Here is a 19,825-nt window from a genome sequence, read left to right as displayed (position 1 = left end):
TACACAATTATTTTCAGTCTTGCTTATTAGCTGAAACCCTTTATTGAAAACCATCAACCGTAGAAGTGTATGCATCTGTATCAACAATTTACCGATCAACAACTCGTCCACCTGTTTAAAGACGGTGAGGCTGAAGCCATGGAAACATTAGTGCTGCGTCACAAAGACAAGCTCTACACCTCCATCTTCTTACTTGTGAAGGACAAATACCTGGCTGAAGATCTCTTTCAGGATATGTTCATTAAAGTAATTGATACCATTCGTGGCAACCGGTATACCGAAGAAGGAAAGTTTCTTCCCTGGGCTATGCGTATTGCACACAATCTTTGCGTAGATCATTTCCGCCGGGTAAAGCGCACACCAACGATTAAGACAAGTGATAACCATGATATTTTCGAAGTACTGAATTTCAGCACAGAAAATGCTGAAGAAAAGATGATGAAAAACCAGAGTTATGACCGCATCCGCAGGATGCTCGATCTGTTACCTGAAGAACAACGTGAGGTGATCATTCTGCGTCACTACGCTGATCTGAGCTTTAAAGAAATTGCATCGCTCACCAACTGCAGCATTAACACTGCATTAGGCCGCATGCGCTACGGGCTCATAAACATGCGTAAAATGATGACAGAAAAACAAATCGCTCTGTAAAAATCATTTCCTTTAAGAGAGCCTGACAAAACCAGAAACCCTTCACAAGCGAAGGGTTTTATTTTTTAAAGATCCATTATTTATTTCGACTTTTTACCAAACGCTTCCAATCCACACTCCAGCCAATCTTTGAACTCAGCAGCACTCGGAGTATAAGCTTTAGTTTTGGTCAAAGCCGTTTCATCTAACCCCATAATTGCATATTGCGGCTGTGCTACTGCATTAAAATTTTCGCTTTGGAAAGTTGCCCATTTATCACCTACCGTCACAATTTCTTTCTTCACTCCTGTTTTTGTTGTGAATGTTTGTTGCTGAGCAGCAGGTAAAACTTTTCGTTCATCAACATAAAGTGACACAACCACAAACTTATTTTTCATGAGATCCAATACATCAGGATTGGTCCAAACATTTTCCTCCATCCGACGGCAGTTAACACATGCCCAACCAGTAAAGTCAATCAGCAATGGCTTATTCTGTCGTTTCGCCAAGGCTAGTGCTTCTTCATAATCACGCAATGGCTCTAATGAGGTTTCACAATTCACCGGATGCGAGTAGACACTGTAACATAGAGGCGGCGGAAAACCGCTGATCAGTTTCAGGTTAGCCCATTTTGTATTGGTAACTCCGGGAATTAAATAGATAGTGGCCGCAGCGAACAGCGAAATAAATGTCCACCTTATACCACCGATCTTCACTTTCTTATCATCATGTGGAAATTTGATAAAGCCTAATAAGTATGCAACCAACAAAATGCCGATGACCACCCAAATACCAATGAACACTTCACGTGGTAACAGGTGCCATTGTTTCACCAGGTCGGCATTGCTCAGGAATTTTACAGCCATTGCTAATTCCAAAAATCCTAATACAACTTTTACGGTGTTTAACCAGCCGCCACTTTTTGGCAGTGATTGTAACCAGTTCGGGAACATTGCAAACAATGCAAATGGCAAAGCCAAACCTAAACCAAAACCTCCCATTCCAAAACTTAACTGAATAGCTCCGCCATCTTTTGTTAAAGCACCTGCCAATAATGATCCAAGAATCGGCCCCGTGCAGGAGAACGAAACAATGGCCAAGGTTAATGCCATAAAGAAAATACCAAGCGTACTTCCTACACTTGCTTTTGAATCGGCCCTGTTTGCAACGCTGCCCGGCAGTGATATTTCAAAATAACCGAAGAACGAAATTGCAAATACCACGAAAATGACAAAGAAGATAATGTTGAGCCAAACGTTGGTGGAAATATTATTCAGTATCTCCGGATCAGTTTGATCCAGCAAATGAAACGGCAGACTTAATAAAATGTAGATGATAAAAATAAACAAGCCATACAGCAATGCATTACGTATACCCTTTGCCCGGCTGCCGCTTCGCTTGGTAAAAAAGGAAACGGTTAATGGAATCAACGGAAATACACAAGGCGTAAGTAAAGCAATAAACCCGCCTACTAAACCAAGAAAAAATATGCCCCACAAACTTTTTCCTTCGGTGCCTTCATCGCCACAATCACTGGCCGTGTTATTTAAATCAATTGAATTGATTTTGATGCGTGCTGTTTGTGCTACACCACCTTCCAGTTTAACGTCAAATGCATATTCCTGTGATGGTAAAAACTCTTCGGTCCCACCCGTTGTATAAACCAACGTTCCTTTTAATTGAGCCGGAACAACACCAGTTACTTTTATTTTTTGGGTAAGAACAACTTCCTGCTTTGCAATCAACACATTTTTGTTGTCAAAAATTGGATCGGCAAATGAACTGGTTCCCTGAAGTATTTGCATGGAGCCATTGTTCACAATTGCACTGTCTGTGAACTTTACTGCTATTGAATCGAGACCTTCTGCATCTTTCGTAAAGATGTATAAGAATTTACCCGATTTTACTTTGCCTGTGAATAGCAATTCATATTCATTGCCCGATATTTTCTTACTGCTAACACTCCACTGTAGCACACTGGAATCCTGAGCAGTTGAAAAATTGAAGAAGAAAAAAGAAATGACGATAGTAATAGCCGTGCGTAGAAATAATCTCATGCTGACAGAGTTAAAAATCCCGCCTTATAAAAGACGGGATCAATTTTTTATCCTTCTAACTTAACGCTGAATTTTGATTTATCGGGAGGTAAACACTGCTTATCATCACACACCATAAACTCTACATCACCCGTAAGCGAAGTTTTGACGTTTGATTTTACAGTCACCACTTGTACAAATTCTACTTTATTAGAATAAAAACGTGAACGAGATTGAGTGGCTTTATCGAAAGCATCAGTTACTTTACCAACTTCTTTTGGCTTGCCGGCTACAACCAACAGTGGATTTTTGGCAAAAGTGATTGTAGTTGGTAAAGCTATGGCATCCTCAGCCTGTGTTTGGCTATATAAATGCCAGCCCGGTTGAATATTGGCTACCATACGCACTTCGTATTTTTTATCGCCAAGCTTCTTCACGGTATAGTCCCATTTCACTTTGTTGCCGCTTTGAGCAAACAGCGCAACTGAAACGAATAGTAAACCAATTGATAAGAAAAATTTTTCCATGGATTTGTATTGCTGATTTACTGCAAAGATGCCTCGAAATCCTTTACCGAAATGTCAGTTCATCACAGAATTAAGAACTTTATCAAATCATTTACGATTGGGCCTTTCTATCAGATGGCAACGGCAGCATTGATTAACAAAGAATTGAGAATTATACGGCCATCTGTATTGCCCAGAATTGCACTTGTAGCACGCTCAGGATGTGGCATCATTCCAAATACATTCCCTTCTTTGTTAGAAATACCGGCAATATTGCGAATAGCACCGTTTGGATTAGCTTCAGCCGTAACAATCCCGTTTTCATCGCAGTAGCGATAAATAACCTGTCCATTCGTTTCAAGGCTATCCAGCGTTTTTTCATCGGCAAAATAACGTCCTTCGCCATGGGCAATGGGGATCTTTAAACCCGTACCACCTTCACCCGTGAGGTAAATATTTTTACAAATAAATTTCTGGTTGGCATTACGCAACAAAGCACCGGGGAGCAGGAGACTTTCGCATAAAATCTGGAAGCCGTTACAAACACCCAACACTTTGCCCCCTTTGTTAGCAAAAGCGATCACACTTTCCATCATGGGACTGAAACGGGCGATAGCTCCGCAACGGAGATAATCTCCATAGGAAAATCCGCCGGGCAACACAATACAGTCGTCGGTTGAAAACATGCTCAGATCTTTGTCTTTATGCCAAAGCATCACCACTTCCTGGTTCATATCATTTTGCAGGGAGTCCTGCATGTCTCTGTCGCAATTACTGCCGGGGAAAACAACTATACCAAATTTCACGAGCTAATTTTTTATTTGATTTTGGCCACTTGAAAGGAAAGCGCAAAGGTAAGGATTGAAGGCGATTTAGCTGTTGAGGATAACATAATTTGCGATGATCCAGACAAGGCTGACCCAAAAAATAAGTTCGGGAAAGGTTTTCTTCTTTGGATGATAATAAAAAGCTGCGTGGTAAAGGCTGATGGGCACCACCGCCAGCACCCAATGTGTAAGGCCCTGGAAGCTATTTATAAATGGGATGAAAAGAGAAATTATCAGGTAAAATGCCATGAAATTCCAGCTTTTGCGGGTTTGCACCAGCAGACGACTGGAATAAGTGCGACTCATCAGTAACCCCACTACCAACGGAAATACCACCAGGCAAAACTTCACCCAAAATTCCCAGTTAAACGATACATCGGGCAAACGCAGGTACTGGGCAGGAACTACTCCCTTTACCATGGCCCATTTATCCCACACAAAAAAATACACCAGTAAAAAGTAGAATGGCGTAAGGATACCAAGAATAGCGATGAGCCATTCGGTTAAATAAAACGGCCTGAAAAGAATAAGCGCTGCAATGAGCAACAGTAGCAAGTAAGCCGAAGGAAAATAAAAGAATGAACAAAGACCAAATCCAAAACCAATATTGAATAAAACCGTTTTCGGTTTGGGGTGATTATACAGTCCAACCATTCGTGGCCATGCCCACACAAGAATAGTATTGATGATAAGTGCGGGCGACAAAACATTCCACTCAGGCACCACGCTTGTAATAACCAGGTACGATAAGGCAAGCAGGTAATTGGGTGTTACAAACAACTTTTGATCGTTCACCAAGCCGTTAAATGTAATGGCCTGTGTAAACAACAACATGTAAGCAATAACACTATAAATTACCGGAAAAATTGCTCCCGTTTGCTGCAGTGTTTTTAATAATTCAATATAGAGAAAGCCATCCGTTACTTCCGGTTTTGGAATAACCGGCGTAATGAAGTAAGGCAACTTAATAAGAAGCCCCAGGAAAAAAAGAATAATCACATTCAGCGGATTATTGCCGGAGAAAAAACGGATCACAGGCTAATTGATTTGCGGCACAAACATTCCGAAAGAAATTCACTTCACCAAAAAAAATACCGCAAGCTTTTACTTGCGGTATTCTATTTCATTAAATCAAGGCTTAAAATTCTATACGTGCAAAGCTGAATGAGTTGCGGTATAAGCACGGAACAATCATTTCTCTTGCGCTAACCTGTTTACCAAAACGAATCATAAATTCATATCCTTTGTCGAGACTTTTTAACGGAGGTTCTTTATTTACTCTTCCGTTAGGATCCAGTGATTGTGCGTTCAATAAAGGTGAACGCCTGCTCCACTCATTGTACAGGAATAATAATTCAGCGCCGCTGTTCATTACCTGGTAACTGATCATATTATCGGTGTTATCATCGAACTGTGTTTTTGCAATAACATTGTTCCACTGCATATTTGCATCCTTGTCAAGAGAAATCACCATAATATTATCCGCATAATATCTTGTTTGTTGGCTGCTATTCCAACCGTAAGGTGAATTCCACCCACCATAACCACGCCAGCCCCAATTATTGTAAGGATTCCAACCCCAGTAATTGCCCGGATAAAAACTATTTCCCCACATCCAAGGATTATCCCAACGATTAAATCCGCCACCTCTTTGGTTGCCGTAAGTATTTTCGCCAGTGATAAGTAAACCACCATCCCTTCTCACCACTAAATGTTTCAGGAAATAATCATTAAACGCCAGCTTGGTTGAATTATCGCCTTTCGCTAATGCCCGAAACTCATCACTAAATTCTATCGCCCGTTCAATACTGGTTCCTGAAAGATCTTTATTGATAATGGCTGTAAATAATCCGTCAATATTGCCTCGTTTTGTTTTTGAATAAAGTGATGTGAGAATGTAGCGACCATTCAGATTATCAACTTTAATTCTCAATTCATCGAGCAATACTTTATCAAGGGTGAGTTTAAATGACCTGATGGAGTCGGCATACACCGGCAACACCACTAGTTTGGCTTCATTGATATAATCTCTCGATGCAGGCCGTGTTACATGACTGAACAGAAAGTTTCCTTCGTTGTCAAGATAAAAATCAGCAATGGCCTCTCTTGAATTTTCAAGATGATAATTGAACGATGATTTGCGTAAAGGCATTAAGTTATGACTCAGCAAAACAGTTTGAATAGTGAAATCATCCCTCTGCTTGTTCTTCATTTTAAACACCATTAGTTTTTGCTTGTCGTCGCTTATGATGGTGCTGTAAATTTTATTATCGCTGAAAATGCTTAATTCAGTTGTATCAAGTTCAAGTGGTTCGCCAATTTTTTTTCCGCTACCATCAATCATTACACCCATACAATAGATCACGTTCTTCTTCTGGTATTGGTAAATAACCATTGAATGTTCGGGGTTAGAAAATACATCGACATTGATAGCACGGTCGGGAATAAAATCAAGTTCCACTTTATCCTTTTGCTTCATCTCTGCATCGTACACCGCTATAAAATGACGACTGCGAATACTTTTATAAACTAAATAATTGCTGCCATATTTACCCATAACTTCAAACTTCAATTGACGCAGATCGTCTCGGTCGGGTTCGGAGTAGTAGATGCGTTGGGCCTTTGCAGAAGAAACAGCAAGCAAAAGTAGCAGGGCTGGTATGATCGTTTTTAAGATCTTCATATCTCTCATTAATTACTTCTTAAAATTACGCTGAAAGCAAACATTTCGTATAAAGATGCCGTTAAAAATTAAATTGCATAACAATACGAGAAAACAGCAAACTTTTTATGGCAACAATTTGTATCACGGGCGGAACAGGTTTAATTGGAAAGGCACTTACGCAATATTTTACGGCCAAAGGTCATGCCATTATTGTTTTAAGTCGCTCCGCAAAAAAGAGTAATCAACCGTCTGTCAGTTACAAAACCTGGAATCCTGAGAAAGGCACAATTGACGAAAAAGCAATTGCCGAAAGCGATTATATTATTCACCTGGCTGGTGCTGGTGTAGCCGATAAACGCTGGACAGACAAACGCAAAGAAGAAATCAGGAAAAGTCGTGTGGATGGAAGTAACCTGTTGGTGAAAGCGCTATCTGAAATTCCGAACAATGTAAAAACTATTGTAAGTGCATCGGGCATTGGTTGGTATGGCCCTGATCAAAAAAATGCGTTTGTTGAAACCGATCCCCCATTCCAGGATTTTCTTGGTAAAACTTGCGAAGAGTGGGAACAAAGCATTAAGCCTGTTACAAAACTTCGTAAACGTTTGGTGATATTACGAACTGGCATTGTGCTGAGTAATGAAGATGGCGCATTGGTTGAATTTAAAAAACCGCTTCGTTTTGGTTTAGCAGCGGTGTTAGGCAGCGGCAAACAAATTGTGAGCTGGATACACATTAATGATATTGTGCGCATGTATGAATATGCACTGCAGAATGAAGAAATAACCGGCGTGTATAATGCAGTTGCTCCTAACCCAGTTTCAAATAAAGATCTAACACTGGCGCTTGCAACAAAAATGCGGGGCCGGGGATTTATTACGATGCCTGTTCCTTCGGTTGCGTTAAAAATGGTATTGGGTGAAATGAGTATTGAAGTATTGAAAAGCGCAACCGTCAGCGCATCAAAGATCCGTAACAGTGGATTTCAATTTCTTTATCCCACACTTGATGCAGCGTTAAATGAATTGATCGCTTAATTCGTTTTTCCGTCTGCAGCTTTTATTACCGGCGGTTTCATTGGAGGAATTACAATATTGGGACTCAGTTCAGGCAATTTATCTTTTGCGTCCTTTTGGTTGTACAGCATGGCATCAACAAAATACCATTTCTTTCCATCCTTCGATAAACCAATCAATGTTGTTTCTGTTTCAAGCGTGCCCATGAGTGCTTCAATAATCAGGGTTTGAGGCAATGTGCATTGCATAAAGTCTTTATACGTTACTACTTTCGAGGGGTTTCCTATCAGCACCTGTTTTACTTTAATGCCAAACTGTTCCCTGTATTTATTTACAGAATCGATTCCCTGCTTAATTTTTTCTTTCGACTTATTATCGTTTACAAGTGAAGGATACATAAAAGTGCTATATGCTTCAATATCCATAGCCGAAAGTGCACGGCCCATCTTTAATGCTTCTGTTTTAATAGCGGTATTAATATTCTGAGCATTTACCGAAGCGAAACTGATCAGCAATGCGACGAGTATCATTTTAATCTTGTTCATATTCAAAGGTCACGCTTTTTATAAATCCAGAATACCAATGCCCAAAAAATTAACAGGTAGGCAATTGTCACGAATATTTGTTGATTGATAATTCTTAGTGAATGATCGTAAACTTTCGGATCGAGCCGGCCGAGAAAAGCCGGAACTGGTGTTAACAAATCAGATGATTCTGTTGGCAGAAAACGACCGGCTTCGGGATGTACATATTTCTTCAGCAACTCTGCCGAAATATTTTCAACAGGAATTTTATAAAAAATAAAAACACCTAATGCAATGAATGCCCTTCTTATAAGAAGCCCCAACAGGAATGCAAATGACAACTGTGCAAATGTCTGCAATGCAAACAAACCAATATAATTCACCAGTTGAAATTTATCTTTCACATCTGCACCGGTATTAATAAACCCAATAGTAAATGCTACAATGCTGTAAAGCGCTACTACAATCAGCGATATGATGACTACATTAAGAAACTTGGCAATAAGAAACTCTTGCCTGCTCCAGCCATCGATCACATTCTGACGGTTTGTTTTATACGTGTATTCGTTTGTAATGAGCATAATTACCAGCAATGCTGGAACCGTAACAAAACAGGAAGATAAAAAAGCGGCGGTTCTGAATACTTCCGGAAATGCGAATGGATTTCCAATGAGCATTTTCAACATTTGTGCCGCCTGCTTGGCATTTGCTGTTTGATCTTTATAAACAAAATAAAACATACCGTTGATGCCGGGGTACGATAAAACCGTCATACCCATTAGCCACCAAAAGCCGGGATAGTTTTTTAGTTTAAGCCACTCTGTTCGCAATAAGTGAAACATATAAATTTTGGATTGATAAGGTTAGTTGTTAGTGAGTTCAAAAAATCGTTCTTCCAATCTTTTTTTCTTGATGGAAAGATATTGCAACACAATACCCTGCTCAAAACAATAACGATTCACCGCTTCGGCACTGGCTGTGCCTTTGGGGAAATGTAATTGCATTGTTTGTGCATTAAACGTAGTTGATGTTTTACCCGGGTAATTAATCAACACATTTTTCAATCGTTCCATATCTGTCGCACCCAGCTCAACAATATCTTCATCTACCAACACATCTTCAACAGAACCTGAAGTGATCAACGTACCGGTTTTCAAAATGGCTACATGCGTACAAACTTTCTCCACCTCGTCAAGAAGATGGCTCGCCATGATTATTGTATGGCCTTTCTTACTAAGCTCAATGATCAGTTCACGTATTTCCATAATACCAACAGGATCGAGACCGTTGGTAGGCTCGTCAAGCACTAATATCTGCGGGTCGCCCAATAAAGCTGCGGCTATTGCTAAACGTTGTTTCATTCCTAAACTATAACTGCTAAAGCGACTGTTACGACGTTCATACAACTTCACTTTTTGTAATACAGCATCAATTGCCGCTGCATCTCCCCGCCCACTAATACTGTTGGTGATCTTTAAATTATTTACGGCTGACAGGTAATGATAAAAATTCGGCGTTTCCAGTAACGATCCGATTCGCTTACGCAAATCAGGTGATGCAGGCTGACCAAACCAGGAATAAGTACCGCTATCAGCATTCAATACATCAAGGATGATGCTGAGCATGGTTGTTTTACCGCTTCCGTTGGGGCCAAGAATACCAAACACAGCACCTTGTGGTATTTCAAATGAAACACCTTTCAACGCTTGTATTTTTCCGTAAGTTTTTTTGAGATCCTGAACCTGTAATACGCTCATAGATTTGTTTGTGATGATAAATGAAAGCTAAATGTAACTGATTATTCTTTTGGCAGATAATGTGCGTGATAAATACTGGTAAAATCTCCAAGAACGGCAAAGCCTGCTTCATCGAAATCAAGTTTATGAAGTTTGAGTTGCTCAATATCTTGCGCTAATACTTTGCGATGCTTTGGATCAAGTGTGCCACCTTTTTGCCCGGCAACTGCATTTGGATCATATTGAAAATGCGGATCGCACAAGGTACCCCTTGGATACATGATGCCCGGTGCTGCATGTCCACGAACATCCAGTTCTTTCGGATGATGCAACCCAATCATGTGACCATATTCATGCGCAGCTGTTGTTGATGTTTGCAGGAGATTACCCAATTTAAAATATCCTGTGTTGCTGCCAATGCCGTCGACAAACGAAATATCCAATGGCGAATATTCTTCAATGCGGAAGAAAAACAATTTTGGATCGGTGTTGTACCAGACATCGTCAGGTTTGAGTTGGGGTTCATACACAGCTTTAACATCGAAGATCAATTTGTACCAATCGTGTTTGTACATAACATTGGCCTGCGGTTCATTCCAATGCTGTGCAATATCATTGCCGATCTGTTTGGCTAATGCTTCTGTAGCCGCATCCCCATAAATATAGAAATGCGAATGAATGATAAGTTGATTGGAGGATTGTATGAGTTGAGCGAGCGCCATTTTAATTCTTTAAATCAGTTTTATTCACCCATCCAAATACAAATTTCCCTGACGCCGAAATAAATTCTGTGTAGACACGATTTATTTCATCCTTTAATAAAAGAATTCGATCACCCTTTACAAAGTATTGCATAGACGGATTTATATCATTTTGATTTTTGTAGATGTATGCTTTTGCCTTCGCAATTGTAACCTCTTCGACGTCGTATTGAAAAGTCTCTTCAATATCCTCTGTTCTGACCTGTTTTCGTTTTAAAGGATAAACACCTTGCGCTGTCACATTTGCACCAAATCCGCAATAACCATTTTCATAATCATGATCAATCAAAATAGTCTTACCATTGACACTGAAATTGAGCTTACAACTACCGACAATATCATCATCAACTAGCCTGAATTTAGATTTCATGCTATTAAATTCAATAAACCCATCAATCTGCCCGCTATTATAACTTGGAAATCCTTTACATACGTAGAGCCAGAACTTATACTTATTACCACTTACTTTTTTAAGAATAAGTTTGGCATCATAACCAAAATCATCTTTATCAGGGCTTAGTTCTTTGTATACTTCCCTCATCTCTTTAGATAAAGGAATTTTTTCTCCATAAACTCCCGAATAATCTTGTGGCGAGAAAAGTTGCTGCTGAAACAATAATAGAATTACACTAATAACAAGGTGTTTCATATTCTGTATTTTCAAACGAACTTATAGTCGATCATTATTAATAAACTTATCCCTTCCAGTAATCGTACTGCATGTACTTTGCAGTTTCATCAGCCACTTCTTTACCAAACAATTTACCAACGGTATACAAACTCATATCGATTCCTGCAGAGATCCCTGCTGATGTAATAACAGTTCCATTATCAACAAACCGTACATTTTCTTTTACATGAATCTGATCGGAGATTTCTTTTAATCCATCCATCGCTTTGAAATGAGTGGTTGCTTCCAGTCCTTCCAGTAAACCAGCTTTACCTAAAATGAGTGAACCGGTGCAAACACTCAAGACCAATTTGGCTTGCGCCGCTTGTTCTTTTACCCAGTTGAGTACAATGGGATTGTTCATTTCCCTGCGGCTTCCAAATAGCGTTCCATCTGCATGTCGTCCACCTCCACCGGGAATGAGAATGATATCTGCTTTGGGCGCTTTAGCAAAGGTATAAGTAGGTATTATCGTTAAATGATTTCTTGCTTCAATGATTTCAAACTGTGCAACAGTGAAAACTTCGAAAGGCGCTTCGGGCAATGTTCTTAGTCCCGCTATACTAAACACTTCAAAGGGTCCTGCAAAATCAAGCACCTCTACTTCATTGAAAATAAAAATTGCGACTTTGTATTGCATAAAAAAAGCGTTGATTAAAATTAACCAACGCTTTCTATTTCGGATAAATAAATATTTAATTCCTTACCGGCTTACCACCCCTCAATACACTTTGAATTCGTTCAAGTGATTTCTTTTCACCGCAAAGCGATAAGAAAGCTTCCCGTTCCAAGTCAAGTAAATATTGTTCAGTAACAAAAGTTGGTTCACTCAAATCACCGCCACACATCACGTAAGCAAGTTTTTTAGCAACAACCGAATCATGTTCCGTTGCATAACCTGCTGTTTTCATTCCGTTAATACCGGCAAGGAGTGCACCAAGTGCAGAACGACCTAACACTTTTACATCGCTGCGTTGTGTTGGAGCAACATAACCACTATCAAAAATTTCAATCACTGATTTTTTTGCTTCTGCAATTCGTCTGCCCTGGTTCATCACCACTTCATCCAGGCCTTTACGGAACACACCCATCTCAAAACCTTCTTTGGCTGATGTGGCAACTTTTGCAGTAGCTATTGACAAGAAACGATTTTTGAGTGTAATCGTTTCCGGTTCGTCTTCATGCATTTCATCAGCGGCACGCAGTACAAATTCTTTGGTGCCACCACCGCCGGGTATTAATCCTACACCAAGTTCAACAAGTCCAATATATGTTTCAGCTGCTGCACAAACTTTATCACTGTGCAAACTCAATTCGCATGCACCGCCCAACGTTAAACCATGCGGCGCAACTACAACAGGTATGGATGAATAGCGTGCACGCATCATGGTATTCTGGAACATACGAATAGCCATATCGAGTTCATCGTACTCCTGTTCAATGGCGAGCATAAAGATCATCCCCACATTGGCACCTGCACTAAACTGTGCTGCATCATTTGCAATCACCAAACCTTTGTATTTGTCTTCAGCTAATGCAATTGATTTTTGTATTCCTTCCAATACTTCACCACCAATGCTCCCCATTTTGGTATTCCATTCCAAGCCCAGCACATCATCACCTAAATGATAGGTACGACAAGCTGCATTTTTCCAAACTGTCTGGTTCTCGAAATTCTTCATCACAATAAATGCATCGCCACCAGGAATTACTTTGTACGATTTACTTGCAGGATCGTAACAAACACGTTTGTTATTTTCTACTTTGTAAAAACTTGTTGCACCACTTGCGATCATTTCGTCGATCCAGGGAGCTACTTTATAACCCTCAGCTTTCATGGCATCAACTGTTTTAGCAACGCCTAGTACATCCCAACTTTCAAATGCACCAATTTCCCAGCCAAAACCGGCCATCATTGCATCATCAACACGATAGACTTCATCGCTGATCTCCGGAATACGATGTGAGATATACGAAAACAAACTATAATGAAACTGTTTGTAAAACTCACCGGCTTTATCAGTACTATTGAACAACATCTTCAATCTTGTTTTCAGATCGTCGATGGGTTTGGCTGCATCAACACTTGCAAACTTTGGTTTTACACGTGGACCATATTCCATGGTTTGCAGATTGAGCGTAAGGATTTCTTTCTCGCCCCCTGCACCTTTATTTTTTTTAAAGAAACCCTGACCGGTTTTATCGCCAAGCCAGTTGTTATCGATCATTTTATTAAGCCACGACGGAATCGCAAAAATTTCTTTCGCTTCATCATCGGGACAATTCTCTGCAACTCCTTTCGCCACTTTCACCAATGTATCCAATCCAACCACATCACCTGTGCGGAAGGTGGCAGATTTTGGTCGGCCAATAATAGTACCGGTCAATGCTTCGATTTCATCAATCGTCAACTTCATTTTGTCCATCAGATTCATAATGGACATCATTGCAAATACGCCAATGCGGTTGGCAATAAACGCAGGTGTGTCTTTACACAACACCGTTGTTTTGCCGAGGTAGAGATCACCGTAGTTCATTAAGAAATCAACAACGGACTGATCAGTATATTTTGTAGGAATGATTTCGAGCAAACGCAAATAACGTGGCGGATTAAAGAAGTGTGTACCGCAGAAATGTTTTTTAAAATCATCACTTCTGCCTTCGGCCATCATGCTGATGGGAATACCGGATGTATTGGAAGTGATAAGCGTGCCCTGCTTACGATATTTTTCTACCTGTTCAAAAATGAGTTGTTTGATGTCGAGACGCTCCACTACTACTTCAATCACCCAATCGCAGGAAGCAATATCTTTCATGTTATCGGTGAAGTTGCCTGTGGTAATTTTCTTCACCACATCCTTTGTGTAAACAGGCGATGGATTGCTTTTGATGGCTGCAGTTAATGCATCATTCACCAGTTTGTTACGCTCAGCAGGTTTGGTGCTTTCTTCAAAGCCTTTCGGCACCATATCGAGCAACAAGGTTTGCAAACCGATTCCTGCAAAATGACAGGCAATGCGACTACCCATGACACCACTACCTAATACGGCAACTTTTTTAATTGTTCTTTTCATATTTCAAGCTTTTAAAAAAATAGTTGCATAACTAACTATTTACATCGAAGATAGCATTAAAAGCTATTTCACAAAAGACTTGAAATGAAATTAACAGCTAAATTTTTGTTGCGAAAGATCAGCTCACTTTACCTGCAACAACCAATGCACTCAGGTCAGGAGTTGGTTTGCCGCCTTCATCTTCAAGCGTAATAGCAAACATTTGTGCACCGGGTTTGGTCTGCTTCATTTTTTGAATAGCAACATCTGAAAGACTGATCATACCTGCATCTGTTGGTTGTCCATCGATCAGGAACCATAGCTGGTATTGCTTGCCTTTTGGTGCTGGCGGTAACGATGCGGGATCGATATATAATTCGCCTGTGGTTTTATTCCAGAACACTTCAGCGTGCTGCTTTACTTCAGGTTTTACTGATGCAAGCACAACAGAAGTCATCGAAGCATCTGATTTTAACTGGCGGTATAATTCGTAAGAAGAAACTTTTTTGTTGAGTTCAGCAACTTGCTGTTCAGATGTTGCAGCATCTTGCTGTAATGCAGCTACATCATTTTTTAATTGCTGGTTGCTGTTGTAAAGATAAATGGCGAATGCTCCGGCCAACAGGAATAAACCCCATGAAGCAGCGATCGCTAATTTGCCTGATGATGAGTTTGGTTTCAGCTCCACCACTTTCGCAGGAGCGCCATTGGTTTCGGCAACCGCACTTGTTCCTCCTTTTGCAGGAAGCGAAGCCATTAATTTTTCTTTTACAGCAGACGAAGGTGCTACAGCCATTTGCATGGCGCCCGCTTCAAAAGTAGCGGCAATAGCATCTACCTCCTGTTGAATTTCAGGAAACAGTTTACACAAAGCCTCTATCTTGCCTGCCTCTTCGGGAGAAAGCATACCAAGAACATAAAGCTCCAGGTCACCGGATTGTATGATACAACTCAGATCCACGTCAGGTTACATTTAGTTTTTTACGTAATACAATTAAACTATTCCTGATTTTGGTTTTTACTGTTCCCAACGGCATATTTAATTCTTTGCTTATTTCTTCCTGAGTGTAGCCGATGAAATAAGCAAGACGCATTAACTGTCGGTTTTCTTCGGGCAGTTGTAAAAGCCAGTTTTGAACATCCATTGTATCAACACTTGCTCCTGCTGAAGGAACTGTTTCGCTCACATATACGGAATCTTCAAGCGAAGAGTTTTGCGAACTGTTCTTAAAACCTTTCGATCTTGTTTTATCGATCGATTGGTTGCGGGCAATGTTGATCATCCAGGTGAAAAGTCTGCCTTTTGAAGTATCGAAGCTGCCGATATTGTTCCAGATCTTTAACATTGTTTCCTGCAATACATCTTCGGCAGTTGCCTGGTCTGTGATGATTTTCATGATAACGCCAAGTATGGCTCCTGAAAAACGATCATAGAGTTCGGACATTGCCTGCTGGTCGCCGTTTGTGAGGCGGCCTACAAGCTCGCTTTCGTTATATGTTGCTGCAGAATACAAAAAGAGTGATTGTTTAACGAATATAGAATTACACCGATCAATTCTTCATCACAGCATCCTATAACAGGCTTATACGTAAAAAGTTCGGTTATGGTTCTAAAACATGAACAATAACCGAATTTTTTTTTGAATAAACAAAATTCACTTCGTTCCCGAGTTACTTCGTCTTGAAAATATGCAATTCCAGATATTCTATCTAAAAAGCTTATTGAGAAATTCTAAGAATAATCTACTTACTAATATCAAAATGGGTAACAGAAACTACAGTATCATTCGCAATCTTAAACCAAACACCTTTTCCTTTTCCAGGTTGTTGTTGTAAAACCAGTTTGGCCTGTTCCAAAGTTGTCGCATTTAAAATGGTTCGTTTTGCATAATAGCTTATTTGGGGGCGCATTTTTCTATTCTCAACAAATACCACTTCATCATCATAGGAATTTAATTGAATAATCTTACCTGTCGTTTCGCTGAAATCGTAACGATCACCATTCAAAGAGATTTGCCCAATTCGATTGATGTAATAATACTGAGCCAGGCTAATTGTAAAGAAAAAAAACAAAACCAATCTGGTTGAAATTTTGGAGGCGAATAGCAAAAGACTGGTAATCAAAGACAAGAAGAGTGCAGTTTTTAAAACAGCATATTCGTGAACAGAAGTAAATTCTACGAAAGTAATATGATGAAGAAAAGCTGTAAAAAAGGTGAGTAAAACAATCTCCCTGGTGCCTTTATCAAAGTTGATTTTTATTTTTTCCCCCTTTGAAAGCCTAACCAAATAAACTCCCAAAAATATTGAAAGGAGTAGCAATAATGATAAATAAGACGAGAGATAGTGTTTTACAATTTTGATAAGTATAGCTCCAATACTATTAATATTAATATTTAACACCCCTCTCGATTGATACCTATTGCCTAAGGCTGAAATGTACTCATGTATACCTAAATAATAGCCATAGTGGAATATTACGAGTAAACATGACAAAAGTGCCGATAAGAACGCCATCATCAGATACTTTATCCATTTCGCTTCTCGTTGAACCTTGGTTAATGCGAAAATAAAGGTTACTATTAGCCAAAAAATACAAAGCCAGTCACTAAATACACCCATCACAGTGACGATGAAATAGAGAAACATTTTACTCTTAGAAAATGAGTTACCCTTCAGGATATCGATAAATAAATTTACCTGCATTAGAAAAAAGGGCAATACCATCACTTCATGCACATACCCATTTCCGGTATACCAAAGCATGCAAGGAGTGAAAACATATAAAAAAACGAGGATTAGTGATTTGTAAGGCAGATCTGAGTCCAACTCTAAAAAAAACTTGCGGCCAATAGAAAACACTAGCAACATGCAAAACAAATTTAACATTAAGTTGAAGATAACTAGCGTGGCAGGTGCGGGTGAAAGCGAGAATAATTTAAAAAAATAGTATGGGTATAGAAACCATCCCGCTCCAAAACTGGCATAGATCAAGTTACCTTTATTGTCAGTTAAAAGCGATGTTGGTAGATCAAGGTTTCGATCGCCCGGTTTACTGTAGTTTAAAACTGGAGTATAAAAAGTGGAAGAAGGCCCACCGTTGTCAATCCAATAATCCATTCCTATTAACACCATTGCTGCATTGAACTCATGGTGCTTGGAAAGTGGCCGATCAAAAGTCGGAATCCGTATAATAACAGAAACTACAAATATTACAAACAGGACAACCTGATACTTGCGAACCCGCATAAACTATAAGTTTAAGTAAGATGATTAGCTCACTCCTGCACCCGGATTAATCACCCTTTCAGGCTTTACAAAATGCAGCTTGCCTTCTTTATCTTCTGCCATTAAGATCATACCATTACTTTCGATACCACGCATTTTGCGTGGAGCAAGATTAGCCACCACCACTACTTGCTTGCCAACGATCTCTTCGGGGCTAAAATGAAGTGCAATACCACTCACTATCGTTCTTGTTTCAAAACCAAGATCAACTGACAACTTCAACAACTTATCTGCTTTCTCTACTTTTTCAGCAGTAACAATTGTTCCTACTTTCAGATCGATCTTAGCGAAATCATCAAACTGGATTTCAGATTTCAGGTTAGCGGTTTCAGATTTTGTTTCTTCCACTTTTACAGTTGTTGTTTCTGGTTTCACCAATCCGGACTTTAATTTTTCTACCTGATACTTTATCTCGTCGTCTTCAATTTTTCTGAACAGCAGTTCTGGTGCTCGCATGGTATAACCCACACTCAGTAATTTCAGCTTACCTGCATTTTCCCAATCGAGCATTTTTTCTACCACTTTCATCATGCCCAACATTTTCCTAGCCGTGTTTGGCAAGAATGGATTGATGAGGATAGCAAGGTTTGCACTCAATTGCAAACACAAATGCATGGTATTATCAATACTCATCTGTGCTTCCGGATTTTCGGCTAATTGTTTTGCAACAATCCATGGCTCTTTCTTTTGCATGTATTGATTTCCCTTACGGCTGAGATCAATTACTTCAAACAAGGCCTCCCGGAATTTATATTCTTCCAGCAGATTTTCAACTTTCGCTTTTGCAGCTTCAATTTCTGTGATGATCCATTTATCTTCTTCTACAAACACATCTTCGTGCAGCTTCGGTACTTTACCACCGCAGAGTTTATGCATCAATACCCATGTACGGTTTACAAAATTGCCGAAGATATTTCCCAGTTCACTGTTCACAGCATCCTGGAAACCTTTCCACATAAACTCACTGTCTTTGGTTTCAGGAGCAATTTGTGTGAGATAGTAACGCAACATATCAACGGCTTGTCCGCCGCCCTTTTCTTTCTTTACAAAATCGTTGATGTAATCACGCATGTCGAGTTTCCAGTTGCGGCTGGTACTCATTTTATCACCTTCAAGATTTAAGAACTCATTGGCAGGAACATTCGTGGGCAAAATATTTCCATGCAGTTTCAGCATGATCGGGAAAATGATGCAATGGAAAACGATATTATCTTTTCCAATAAAATGCACCAGCTTGGTATCCTGATCGTACCAATACGGTTCCCAATCTTTTTTATTATCAATAGCCCATTGCTGGGTGGCGCTTACATAACCAATCGGCGCATCGAACCATACATACAACACTTTTCCTTCTGCATCTTTCAACGGCACTTTAATACCCCAATCAAGATCACGTGTTACCGCTCTAGATTGTAAACCGCCTTCGATCCAGCTTTTACACTGACCAACAACTGTTGCACGCCAATCATCTTTATGTTCTTTCAATATCCATTCACGCAAAAACTCTTCGTGCTTGCCTAAGGGCAAATACCAATGCGAGGTTTTCTTTTTGATGGGCGCTTTACCACTGAGTGTACTCACCGGGTTTATCAACTCATCAGGGCTTAATGTACGTCCGCAGTTTTCACACTGATCACCAAATGCACGGTCGCTGCCGCAATTCGGACAAGTACCTTTTATATAACGATCGGCTAAAAATGTTTTTGCTTCTTCGTCGTAATACTGTTCGGTTTCTTTTGTTTCCAGTTCGCCACGCTCGTGCAGGTACGTAAAAAATTCCTGCGCTGTTTCATGATGGATCGGTTCGCTGGTGCGATGATAAATATCAAAGCTCATGCTCAGGTCTTCAAAATCCTGTTTCATGGCTTCGTGGTATTTATCAATAATTGCTCTTGGCGTTGTGCCTTCTTTTGTCGCCTGGATAGGTATAGCTGTACCATGTTCATCACTCCCACACACAAACACCACATCACGCTTTTGTGCACGCAAGTAACGGGCATAAATATCCGCAGGAATGTAAGCACCGGCCAAATGACCTACGTGTTTCAAACCATTTGCATAAGGAAGTGCACTTGTAATTAAATATCTTTTCGGTTGAGTCATACTTCGTTCT

18 protein-coding genes are annotated in these 19,825 nt (G+C 39.9%); 2 read left to right on the top strand and 16 right to left on the bottom strand.

Features of this window, described 5'->3' with window-relative positions:
- Nucleotides 1–69: 69 nt before the first annotated feature.
- Nucleotides 70–651 (top strand): RNA polymerase sigma factor, encoded by a 582-nt coding sequence (locus ACO1QW_RS16345; protein WP_486260374.1) that lies wholly within the window; start codon nt 70–72, stop codon nt 649–651.
- An 80-nt stretch (nt 652–731) separates the two neighbouring features.
- On the opposite strand, the gene ACO1QW_RS16340 is transcribed toward ACO1QW_RS16345, so the two are convergent.
- From ACO1QW_RS16340 to ACO1QW_RS16320, 5 genes are all read right to left on the bottom strand, one after another.
- A complete protein-coding gene (locus tag ACO1QW_RS16340; protein WP_486260372.1) occupies nt 732–2,687 on the bottom strand; it encodes a protein-disulfide reductase DsbD family protein in 1,956 nt (651 codons plus the stop codon).
- Nucleotides 2,688–2,734: 47 nt separating this feature from the next.
- Nucleotides 2,735–3,193: a protein-disulfide reductase DsbD domain-containing protein gene (locus ACO1QW_RS16335; protein ID WP_486260370.1), complete on the bottom strand. Its 459-nt coding sequence runs from the start codon at nt 3,191–3,193 to the stop codon at nt 2,735–2,737.
- 110 nt (nt 3,194–3,303) lie between these two features.
- On the bottom strand, nt 3,304–3,978 hold the full coding sequence (purQ, locus tag ACO1QW_RS16330) for a phosphoribosylformylglycinamidine synthase subunit PurQ (RefSeq protein WP_486260368.1): 675 nt from the start codon (nt 3,976–3,978) through the stop codon (nt 3,304–3,306).
- 66 nt (nt 3,979–4,044) lie between these two features.
- Nucleotides 4,045–5,034: a hypothetical protein gene (locus ACO1QW_RS16325; protein ID WP_486260366.1), complete on the bottom strand. Its 990-nt coding sequence runs from the start codon at nt 5,032–5,034 to the stop codon at nt 4,045–4,047.
- Nucleotides 5,035–5,137: 103 nt separating this feature from the next.
- Nucleotides 5,138–6,682 carry a hypothetical protein gene (locus ACO1QW_RS16320; RefSeq protein WP_486260364.1) on the bottom strand — a complete coding sequence of 515 codons (1,545 nt, stop codon included), beginning with the start codon at nt 6,680–6,682 and terminating at the stop codon, nt 5,138–5,140.
- Between the two features lie 107 nt (nt 6,683–6,789).
- Here ACO1QW_RS16320 and ACO1QW_RS16315 point away from each other — a divergent pair, with 107 nt between their 5' ends.
- Entirely contained in the window at nt 6,790–7,701 is a 912-nt protein-coding gene (locus tag ACO1QW_RS16315; RefSeq protein ID WP_486260362.1) for a TIGR01777 family oxidoreductase, read from the top strand.
- On the opposite strand, the gene ACO1QW_RS16310 is transcribed toward ACO1QW_RS16315, so the two are convergent.
- From ACO1QW_RS16310 to metG, 11 genes are all read right to left on the bottom strand, one after another.
- Complete coding sequence (locus tag ACO1QW_RS16310; RefSeq protein ID WP_486260360.1) at nt 7,698–8,225, bottom strand: hypothetical protein; 528 nt, start codon at nt 8,223–8,225, stop codon at nt 7,698–7,700. The two genes, ACO1QW_RS16315 and ACO1QW_RS16310, sit on opposite strands and share 4 nt — an antisense overlap.
- A 2-nt stretch (nt 8,226–8,227) precedes the next feature.
- Nucleotides 8,228–9,046: an ABC transporter permease gene (locus ACO1QW_RS16305; RefSeq protein WP_486260359.1), complete on the bottom strand. Its 819-nt coding sequence runs from the start codon at nt 9,044–9,046 to the stop codon at nt 8,228–8,230.
- A 21-nt stretch (nt 9,047–9,067) separates the two neighbouring features.
- Nucleotides 9,068–9,961, bottom strand: a complete 894-nt coding sequence (locus ACO1QW_RS16300) for an ABC transporter ATP-binding protein (RefSeq protein ID WP_486260357.1) — start codon at nt 9,959–9,961, stop codon at nt 9,068–9,070.
- Between the two features lie 41 nt (nt 9,962–10,002).
- Nucleotides 10,003–10,662 carry a peptidase M10 gene (locus ACO1QW_RS16295; protein ID WP_486260355.1) on the bottom strand — a complete coding sequence of 220 codons (660 nt, stop codon included), beginning with the start codon at nt 10,660–10,662 and terminating at the stop codon, nt 10,003–10,005.
- Between the two features lies 1 nt (nt 10,663).
- On the bottom strand, nt 10,664–11,350 hold the full coding sequence (locus ACO1QW_RS16290; RefSeq protein ID WP_486260354.1) for a hypothetical protein: 687 nt from the start codon (nt 11,348–11,350) through the stop codon (nt 10,664–10,666).
- A 46-nt stretch (nt 11,351–11,396) separates the two neighbouring features.
- The gene (locus tag ACO1QW_RS16285; RefSeq protein ID WP_486260352.1) at nt 11,397–12,011 is read right to left on the bottom strand and encodes a DJ-1/PfpI family protein; all 615 of its coding nucleotides are present in this window, start codon (nt 12,009–12,011) and stop codon (nt 11,397–11,399) included.
- Between the two features lie 55 nt (nt 12,012–12,066).
- Nucleotides 12,067–14,445, bottom strand: coding sequence for a 3-hydroxyacyl-CoA dehydrogenase NAD-binding domain-containing protein (locus ACO1QW_RS16280; protein ID WP_486260351.1), 2,379 nt, complete (start codon nt 14,443–14,445; stop codon nt 12,067–12,069).
- Nucleotides 14,446–14,563: 118 nt separating this feature from the next.
- Nucleotides 14,564–15,385, bottom strand: coding sequence for an anti-sigma factor (locus tag ACO1QW_RS16275; RefSeq protein ID WP_486260349.1), 822 nt, complete (start codon nt 15,383–15,385; stop codon nt 14,564–14,566).
- Nucleotide 15,386: 1 nt separating this feature from the next.
- Nucleotides 15,387–15,938, bottom strand: coding sequence for an RNA polymerase sigma factor (locus ACO1QW_RS16270; RefSeq protein ID WP_486260347.1), 552 nt, complete (start codon nt 15,936–15,938; stop codon nt 15,387–15,389).
- 229 nt (nt 15,939–16,167) lie between these two features.
- Nucleotides 16,168–17,673: a hypothetical protein gene (locus ACO1QW_RS16265; protein WP_486260345.1), complete on the bottom strand. Its 1,506-nt coding sequence runs from the start codon at nt 17,671–17,673 to the stop codon at nt 16,168–16,170.
- A 24-nt stretch (nt 17,674–17,697) separates the two neighbouring features.
- The gene (gene metG / locus ACO1QW_RS16260) at nt 17,698–19,815 is read right to left on the bottom strand and encodes a methionine--tRNA ligase (protein WP_486260344.1); all 2,118 of its coding nucleotides are present in this window, start codon (nt 19,813–19,815) and stop codon (nt 17,698–17,700) included.
- Nucleotides 19,816–19,825 lie beyond the last annotated feature (10 nt).

This window comes from Lacibacter sp. (assembly GCF_057361365.1).
This window is presented reverse-complemented; position numbering and strand designations above follow the sequence as displayed.

Bases quoted from the DNA above. Each gene is read 5' to 3' on its own strand.
- ACO1QW_RS16345 (WP_486260374.1), top strand. From the start codon at position 70: ATGCATCTGTATCAACAATTTACCGATCAACAACTCGTCCACCTGTTT.
- ACO1QW_RS16340 (WP_486260372.1), bottom strand. From the start codon at position 2,687: ATGAGATTATTTCTACGCACGGCTATTACTATCGTCATTTCTTTTTTC.
- ACO1QW_RS16335 (WP_486260370.1), bottom strand. From the start codon at position 3,193: ATGGAAAAATTTTTCTTATCAATTGGTTTACTATTCGTTTCAGTTGCG.
- ACO1QW_RS16320 (WP_486260364.1), bottom strand. From the start codon at position 6,682: ATGAAGATCTTAAAAACGATCATACCAGCCCTGCTACTTTTGCTTGCT.
- ACO1QW_RS16315 (WP_486260362.1), top strand. From the start codon at position 6,790: ATGGCAACAATTTGTATCACGGGCGGAACAGGTTTAATTGGAAAGGCA.
- ACO1QW_RS16310 (WP_486260360.1), bottom strand. From the start codon at position 8,225: ATGAACAAGATTAAAATGATACTCGTCGCATTGCTGATCAGTTTCGCT.
- ACO1QW_RS16305 (WP_486260359.1), bottom strand. From the start codon at position 9,046: ATGTTTCACTTATTGCGAACAGAGTGGCTTAAACTAAAAAACTATCCC.
- ACO1QW_RS16300 (WP_486260357.1), bottom strand. From the start codon at position 9,961: ATGAGCGTATTACAGGTTCAGGATCTCAAAAAAACTTACGGAAAAATA.
- ACO1QW_RS16295 (WP_486260355.1), bottom strand. From the start codon at position 10,662: ATGGCGCTCGCTCAACTCATACAATCCTCCAATCAACTTATCATTCAT.
- ACO1QW_RS16290 (WP_486260354.1), bottom strand. From the start codon at position 11,350: ATGAAACACCTTGTTATTAGTGTAATTCTATTATTGTTTCAGCAGCAA.
- ACO1QW_RS16285 (WP_486260352.1), bottom strand. From the start codon at position 12,011: ATGCAATACAAAGTCGCAATTTTTATTTTCAATGAAGTAGAGGTGCTT.
- ACO1QW_RS16280 (WP_486260351.1), bottom strand. From the start codon at position 14,445: ATGAAAAGAACAATTAAAAAAGTTGCCGTATTAGGTAGTGGTGTCATG.
- ACO1QW_RS16265 (WP_486260345.1), bottom strand. From the start codon at position 17,673: ATGCGGGTTCGCAAGTATCAGGTTGTCCTGTTTGTAATATTTGTAGTT.
- metG (WP_486260344.1), bottom strand. From the start codon at position 19,815: ATGACTCAACCGAAAAGATATTTAATTACAAGTGCACTTCCTTATGCA.